The organism is Pseudorhodoplanes sp., assembly GCF_050250235.1.
Classification (GTDB): Bacteria; Pseudomonadota; Alphaproteobacteria; order Rhizobiales; family Xanthobacteraceae; genus Pseudorhodoplanes.
Genome location: NZ_JBFWPA010000234.1, coordinates 1 through 6,065, shown reverse-complemented (window position 1 = coordinate 6,065; position 6,065 = coordinate 1). Strand labels below are relative to the sequence as shown.

Here is a 6,065-nt window from a genome sequence, read left to right as displayed (position 1 = left end):
GGGCCGCCCGCCCGCCGAGGCGGTGGCTCGCCTGGCCGAGGTCGTCGCGCAGCTGCTCGACCGCGCGCGGCGCGTGGGCGAGCTTCGTCGCACACCCGCCGCTGCCGACGCGTGGCGCCGCATCTACCCGCGGCTCACCGCCGACCAACCCGGCCTGCTCGGCCAGCTGCTCGCGCGCAGCGAGGCGCACGTCACGCGCCTGTCGATGCTGTACGCCCTACTCGATGCCGCCAACACCATCGATTTGCCGCACATCGACTCGGCTCTGGCCTACTGGGATGTCGTGGAGCAAAGCACGCGGACGATCTTCGCCGGCCGGACTGGGAATAGAGTCGCGGACCGGCTGCGCGCCGGGATGTTGCCTGCGGAGCACATGACCGTCGAGGAGATTCGCCGCGCAGTGTTCTCGGGTCACGTAACGGCCGCCGAGCTGATCGATGCGCTTGCACTGCTTCGCGACCTCGGCGAGGTCGTGATAGCCACCGAAGCGACGGGTGGGCGCCCGTGTATCGTAGTTACGCGTACAGGGGTGCAAGATGACAGCGCCACGGCCGACACCCAGGAGGCCATGGCGTGATCGGGGTCGAATGCACTCCCTGGTGGTGCGAGGTAAGCGAGAAAAGCGAGGAAAGGGGTACCCGAGGGGGGAGGCGCGAGGCTTTTCTCGCTTACCTCGCTTTTCTCGCAGGCGACGGGACTCGCGGATGAGCTACCTCGCCCTGGCCAGGCGACTGCGCGCTGAGGTGCTCGACGCCCCGGAACCGCCGCCAGCCCACTGCATGGCACCTACTACCCGAGCGCCGGGTGCGGACCCAATTGAGACGGGCACCATCGCCGCGGTCCTGTTGCGCGGCAGCGTAATCGGCGATGCCTGGCTTGTTGCTGATGACGATGCCCTTGCGGAGCATTCCGATCTAGCGCAGAGCGGACTGCCGGTATTCCGCTTCGCCGAGGTGCCCTTCCTCGCCCAGCTCGACGCCGAGGCGCTGCGCGCAGTCGCCGCCTGCAAGCGCGCATTTCCTACCGCCCGGGTGCTGCAGTGAGCGCAGCGGAACAGGACGAGGATGCGCAAGCGTACTAGAAAGCAGGACAGCGCGCCGCCGGCTCCTCGGCTGCCGGTGCTCCCATCTGCGCGGACCGACGCTGAGCACGCCGAGTTGGCGGCGTATGCCGAGCACAAGCGCACGCGACCGCATCCTCCACGCTTCCAGTCAGCTCACAGCGACACACCGACCGGCTTTGAAGGCGTCTCGCCTGCGCGCGGCATCGACGCCGACCTATTCCGCGCACGGCTCGCGCGTGCCTTCGGCGCGATCGACGAAAGGGCTATCACCCACCTGCTGTCTCAAGCTGCCTTCGCCGTGGAGGGCCACGACCGCGACGCCGTAGAACTGTGCAACGTCGCTGGGGCGCTACTCGCCGGGATTCAGCCTCGCAACGAAATGGAAGGCATGTTGGCGGTGCAGATGTTCGCGGCGCACAACCTGGCACTGTCGATGGCGCGCCGCGCACTGAACACAAATCGGCTCGATTGCGTGGCGACGTACGGCAGCCTTTCTGCGAAGTTGATGAACGTCTACACGCGGCAACTTGAAGCGCTGGCACGGCTGCGTGGTCAGGCGGGACAGCAGACTGTTCACGTCGGCACAGTCGCAGTGGAGGCTGGCGGCCAAGCTGTCGTCGGCAATGTTACGACGAGGAAGATGGGAGATGGCACGCGTTCCTGAGGAACAACCCCATGCGCAGCGAGCGCGGGGCTGGCTGCGCAACGGAAACCCGCCCGGCGACCCAAGCAGTGCACCGCGCTGTAGGGCACGGACCCGACGCGGTACGCCTTGCCAAGGACCCTGCGTGCGTGGGCGCGGCCGTTGTCGGATGCATGGGGGCGCGCAAGGCAGCGGTCCGCCGCGCGGAAACCAGAACGCGCGGCGGCATGGCGAGTACAGCGCGAAGGCGATCGCAATGCGTCGCCAAGTGCGGGCGCTGCTGCAACGCTTCTCGGCTTATCTGTACAAGCAACCAGCGACGTCTCCTGCTGCTCAACCCGGCGGATCCAAGTTCCCCAGTGGGAATCCCATGGATGACAGGTGATCCGAATGAATAGTGAGCTCAAGGTCACAGCTGAGAATGCTCCGACGATGGCTCGGACGAAAGGTGCTCAATGGGTGGCACGAGCTGAATCAAATTGATGATCAAGCATTGAGACCGCTGGTGGCGAAGGCGTTACCGATGTCGGTAGCGCCTTCCCAAACTGACGTGGATTGCGATCAGGGGCGGGCCTTTGGCGAGGGTTCAGTTCGCATGAGCGGGAAGTGGCTCGTGTCATCAGCAGCGAACTGTGGTTGTGTGGTTCGCCGGTGAATGGCATCCACAATCAAATCAATGCAGCCTTCGGCGTCGGCTTCGACCTTGTGCTCCCAAAGACGTATAACCAACCATTTGTTTCTTCTCAGCCGTTGAAAGTTACGTTTGTCGCGCCGACGGTTGCTATCGATCTTTTGTTTCCAGTAAGGCCCTAGCTTGCCCTTCCACGCAGGGAAGCGCCACCCATGCCAGAAGTCACCATCCACAAAGACCACGACTTTGGCTCCGGCAAAAACCAGGTCAGGACAACCGGGAAGCTCGTTCTTGTGCTTTCTGAACCGCAACCCGCGAGCGTGCGCCAGCCGCCGTATCGTCAATTCCGGTCTCGTATCCCTGCTCCGGATACGGGACATCGTAAAGCTGCGCTGTTCTCGTGTGAGGTTGTCTGCCATTAGCGCTGACGATCAGTCGAATTCTGAGATCGACTTCGCCACACGGCGGTCGCAGTTTTGTCGACTCGGATAATCGTCGGCTCTTCCTGGGTGCCGAATAGGCGTCCATGAACCACGCGCATAGTCTCCCCAGGATGGGGCAGATTGTTTTCATCCACCATCATCCATTCGGTTGGAACCTGTTCGATTGACGCCCGTCCACCGGAGATCGTACCTGATCGCACTGCAAGGCCGATCGTTGTGAACGACACGGCTTGAATGCTCCGAGTGTCGACCTCCAATACGCGGCCCTCTACATGAACCCCACACTCCGATTGCCATTCAGGTTGTACGGTATCCCAAAATGATCCGCACAATGGGATGCAAGGGCATGTACGGCATGCCTGAGGCGAAGGGGAGGCCAAGGTGCTGAAACGCGCTCCTCCGCTGATCGCTGTGTTGAGCGCGTGAAGGTGCGCTCTGGCGCCGCTTGCTTCGGCTTCCGCATCAGCGCGGGAGATCGGGAGATTGGATCGTCGACCATCCCCGCGAACGATCGCGCCATTCGATACGGGCAGGCCGTTCTCATTGGCTAGGTACGCGTAGATCCGCAACTGCCGAGCCTCTGAATCGGAAACGGGATCGTCCCCGCCATCGATGTATCCGGATTTGTAGTCAATCACGGTACGAGAGTTACGATCGATGTGGTCGGGACGTCCAACGATGAGTGCGTCTGACGAACAAAGCCGCGGTTCGGTAACCGCCGGACGCGACGTCGTAGGAACCATCCCGCCAAACGATTGCGCCGCCGGCGGCCGCGACGCCGCCACAAACATTGCTAGCCGCGCCGCGCGCTCGCGCTGCATATTGTAGTATGGCAGCCTCTCTGGTGTGGGGAATTTGAGCCTGACCAACGGCTGGGCTTGCGCATAAAGCATCCGCGCAGTGCTGTCGAAAAGTTCTCTCGCCGAGTTGCGACCGCCGTCGCCCGCCGATGGCAGCGAGCCGCGGTGAGCTGCTCCAACCACGGCATGGAAGGAGGTTCCGAGGATCGAACTGGGATGCTCAGGGATGACACCACGGCCTCCCAATGCATACCACGCCGCCTTCGCCAGGCATTCTATGCTGGCATTGTAGATGCTGGCCGTAATATGGTGAAGCTCCGTTAAGGCGGGCGGCGTTGGGACGAGCATATCGTTCTCGCAAGTTCATTCGTACGGAAATCGAACAGCGCGGAATACTGAACGCAAGGTGACGCTGAATCCTTGCGTCCTCGCATCGTCCACGGCGGCAGCGAGCTCCGGACGGAAATTTGACTCACTAGTATCCCACAAGGGATGTACGATGATGACCGCCTCATTGCTAAACGTATCAACTCCCCCTGGAAGAGTGTCGAACGTTGTGGGTGTCAGATTGAGTCCAGCGAAATATGGACCAGCAATCCGGGAGACAAGCCCGGCCCAATAACTAGTAGCAAGATCGATTTGGACACCAGGATCGAGTGCTAGATGTACCATGTCGAACGCGAGCCGCCAGTCGAGGAGCGGGTGATAGGCCATATTGCCGAATTCCCTCAGGCAGCGGTGACATGAGGTCCGACAGTCCTGGCTGTGAGGGGGCGTCGCTATTGGTCGGTTAAACGAATCCACCGGACACTGGCGCGTCCACGATGGGCTCATCTGCCCGAGAATGAATCTCAGAAGTTCCTCGAATCTATTTGGATCGCCTAGAAATGTACTGTAGCCTGCACCGTTTTCCAGGCTATCAGAGAGAAAAATGCGTGCACTTGGCGGTGCGAATGGTGTCGACACATCGGGGACTGGTTGGATCCCGACGTCAAGTTCCGACTCGTTAACGTCTAGGCTGACGGCTGCGGCGCGTCGAACTGAGAAGCCGAATGAATACCAGGCGGCTTTGGCCTCTGCTCGCGCCGGATTGAGGCAGAGCCCTACCGGGGTTGCAGTGATCCCAACGGCCATCACATCCGTGTTGGAGATGGCGCCAAGGGCACGCCGTAGCGTTTGGGGGGCGAATGCCGGCCTCTGGATTCGCTGCCGCTCAGGGCGGGGGAGGTCCCGGAGCGCCGAATCGAAGGCGTCTTCGACTATCCAAACGTGCTGATGATCCAGCTTTTTGAACTCAAAGTCTTCACCATCGTTGTCATTAATGCGATAGATCCGGGCCGGACCCGCCGCGATTCTGAAGTTTACATGATCAGTGTATGAGTTCAGTCCGGCTCCCATTCGGGCTCGTAGCGCCCTCGGGGTAAATTCAAACGCTCCGCGGAACTCAGCCTGATCGGAGATCCTAAACCACGTCGTGAAGCCGGGGGGTTCACTCAGTTCTACCAACCGGTATCCGTCTGGGCCGGCTGAGGCCGAGCAGAATGGGCACGTTCCAGATTGCGCTGGTTGCGGTACTAGAGCTTGACATCGCCGACACAGGCCGACTGGTTCAAAGTGAGCAAGCGGATCGGGTAAAGGAACGACGTCGCCAGCCTGTGGTGCAAAATCGACCACCCCGACGGCTGTGTGTACCTTATCGTCCTTAATTGACTGAGCGCCCGGAGCAAATTGGCTAATCGCAATGTCTAAATCTCGATCAATGACGCCGTATTCGGGTGGCCATCGGTGCGGGTATCTGTGGAATAGAAAGCGCGTTCGTGTCGGATAGCCAAACATTGGCAGCAACCCGTGTGATGCCAACCGCTCACTGAGGGCGTGATGAGAAGGGCTACCATTGGCGACACTGTCGATACGACTCAGTAACTGTGTTCGAACATCGTTGACAACGGTCGCGATACCAATCGGATCGTCCATTGCGGTTCGACGGATAATATGCCGCGTTATATCGTCAATGATGGCCGCATTCGCATTGATCCAGCTCATGACTGCATTTCGATAGCCTGGCCAATCGCCGACCGCGCCGAACTCCCCGTGCACATTGTCACCTGAATAATCAATCGGCAGTCCCCTAAAGGCCAGGCGCAGTACTTCCTTATGGATGACGCGCTGAGCGATCTCCGGCCGCGTGACATCTACGTACGGTCGTGGGGGCGGCTCAGCAGTGATGAGATGCGGCCGCTCAAAGTAGTAGTCGTCATGACTTCGACCGCGGCACAGAGTCAATGCCGCTGACATTCCAAGCCCTCGGCGGCCGGCCCTTCCAACACGCTGTTGATAATTGAAGCGAACAGGTGGCATATTTGCCATTCCGATGACCTGAAGCAATCCGATATCGACGCCCGCTTCCATGGTCGTAGTAACACTCAGGAGATCTACCCCGTAGGCCTCATCGATCTCGTTATGCAGAAATACTTCTTGGAACCAT

At 60.5% G+C, this 6,065-nt stretch carries 5 protein-coding genes and 2 pseudogenes; 4 read left to right on the top strand and 3 right to left on the bottom strand.

The window, feature by feature from the left end; translation table 11 throughout:
* From AB7F49_RS37420 to AB7F49_RS37405, 4 genes and pseudogenes are all read left to right on the top strand, one after another.
* Positions 1-577: pseudogene (locus AB7F49_RS37420) on the top strand (hypothetical protein); the annotation flags it as partial.
* Positions 578-704: 127 nt separating this feature from the next.
* Positions 705-1,043 (top strand): hypothetical protein, encoded by a 339-nt coding sequence (locus tag AB7F49_RS37415; protein WP_428532458.1) that lies wholly within the window; start codon positions 705-707, stop codon positions 1,041-1,043.
* A gap of 21 nt (positions 1,044-1,064) precedes the next feature.
* The gene (locus tag AB7F49_RS37410; protein WP_428532455.1) at positions 1,065-1,727 is read left to right on the top strand and encodes a hypothetical protein; all 663 of its coding nucleotides are present in this window, start codon (positions 1,065-1,067) and stop codon (positions 1,725-1,727) included.
* Entirely contained in the window at positions 1,687-2,091 is a 405-nt protein-coding gene (locus tag AB7F49_RS37405) for an HGGxSTG domain-containing protein (RefSeq protein ID WP_428532452.1), read from the top strand. Before AB7F49_RS37410 ends, AB7F49_RS37405 begins: the two co-directional genes overlap by 41 nt.
* A gap of 176 nt (positions 2,092-2,267) precedes the next feature.
* On the opposite strand, the gene AB7F49_RS37400 is transcribed toward AB7F49_RS37405, so the two are convergent.
* The 3 genes and pseudogenes from AB7F49_RS37400 to AB7F49_RS37390 all read right to left on the bottom strand — a co-directional run.
* On the bottom strand, positions 2,268-2,756 hold the full coding sequence (locus AB7F49_RS37400) for a very short patch repair endonuclease (protein ID WP_428532449.1): 489 nt from the start codon (positions 2,754-2,756) through the stop codon (positions 2,268-2,270).
* Positions 2,756-3,928 carry a PD-(D/E)XK nuclease family protein gene (locus tag AB7F49_RS37395; RefSeq protein ID WP_428532446.1) on the bottom strand — a complete coding sequence of 391 codons (1,173 nt, stop codon included), beginning with the start codon at positions 3,926-3,928 and terminating at the stop codon, positions 2,756-2,758. Before AB7F49_RS37395 ends, AB7F49_RS37400 begins: the two co-directional genes overlap by 1 nt.
* 15 nt (positions 3,929-3,943) lie before the next feature.
* Positions 3,944-6,065, bottom strand: a pseudogene (locus AB7F49_RS37390) (DEAD/DEAH box helicase); the annotation flags it as partial.

Coding starts and splice junctions, on each gene's coding strand:
- AB7F49_RS37400 (WP_428532449.1), bottom strand. CDS start 2,756: ATGGCAGACAACCTCACACGAGAACAGCGCAGCTTTACGATGTCCCGT.
- AB7F49_RS37410 (WP_428532455.1), top strand. CDS start 1,065: ATGCGCAAGCGTACTAGAAAGCAGGACAGCGCGCCGCCGGCTCCTCGG.
- AB7F49_RS37395 (WP_428532446.1), bottom strand. CDS start 3,928: ATGCTCGTCCCAACGCCGCCCGCCTTAACGGAGCTTCACCATATTACG.
- AB7F49_RS37415 (WP_428532458.1), top strand. CDS start 705: ATGAGCTACCTCGCCCTGGCCAGGCGACTGCGCGCTGAGGTGCTCGAC.
- AB7F49_RS37405 (WP_428532452.1), top strand. CDS start 1,687: ATGTTACGACGAGGAAGATGGGAGATGGCACGCGTTCCTGAGGAACAA.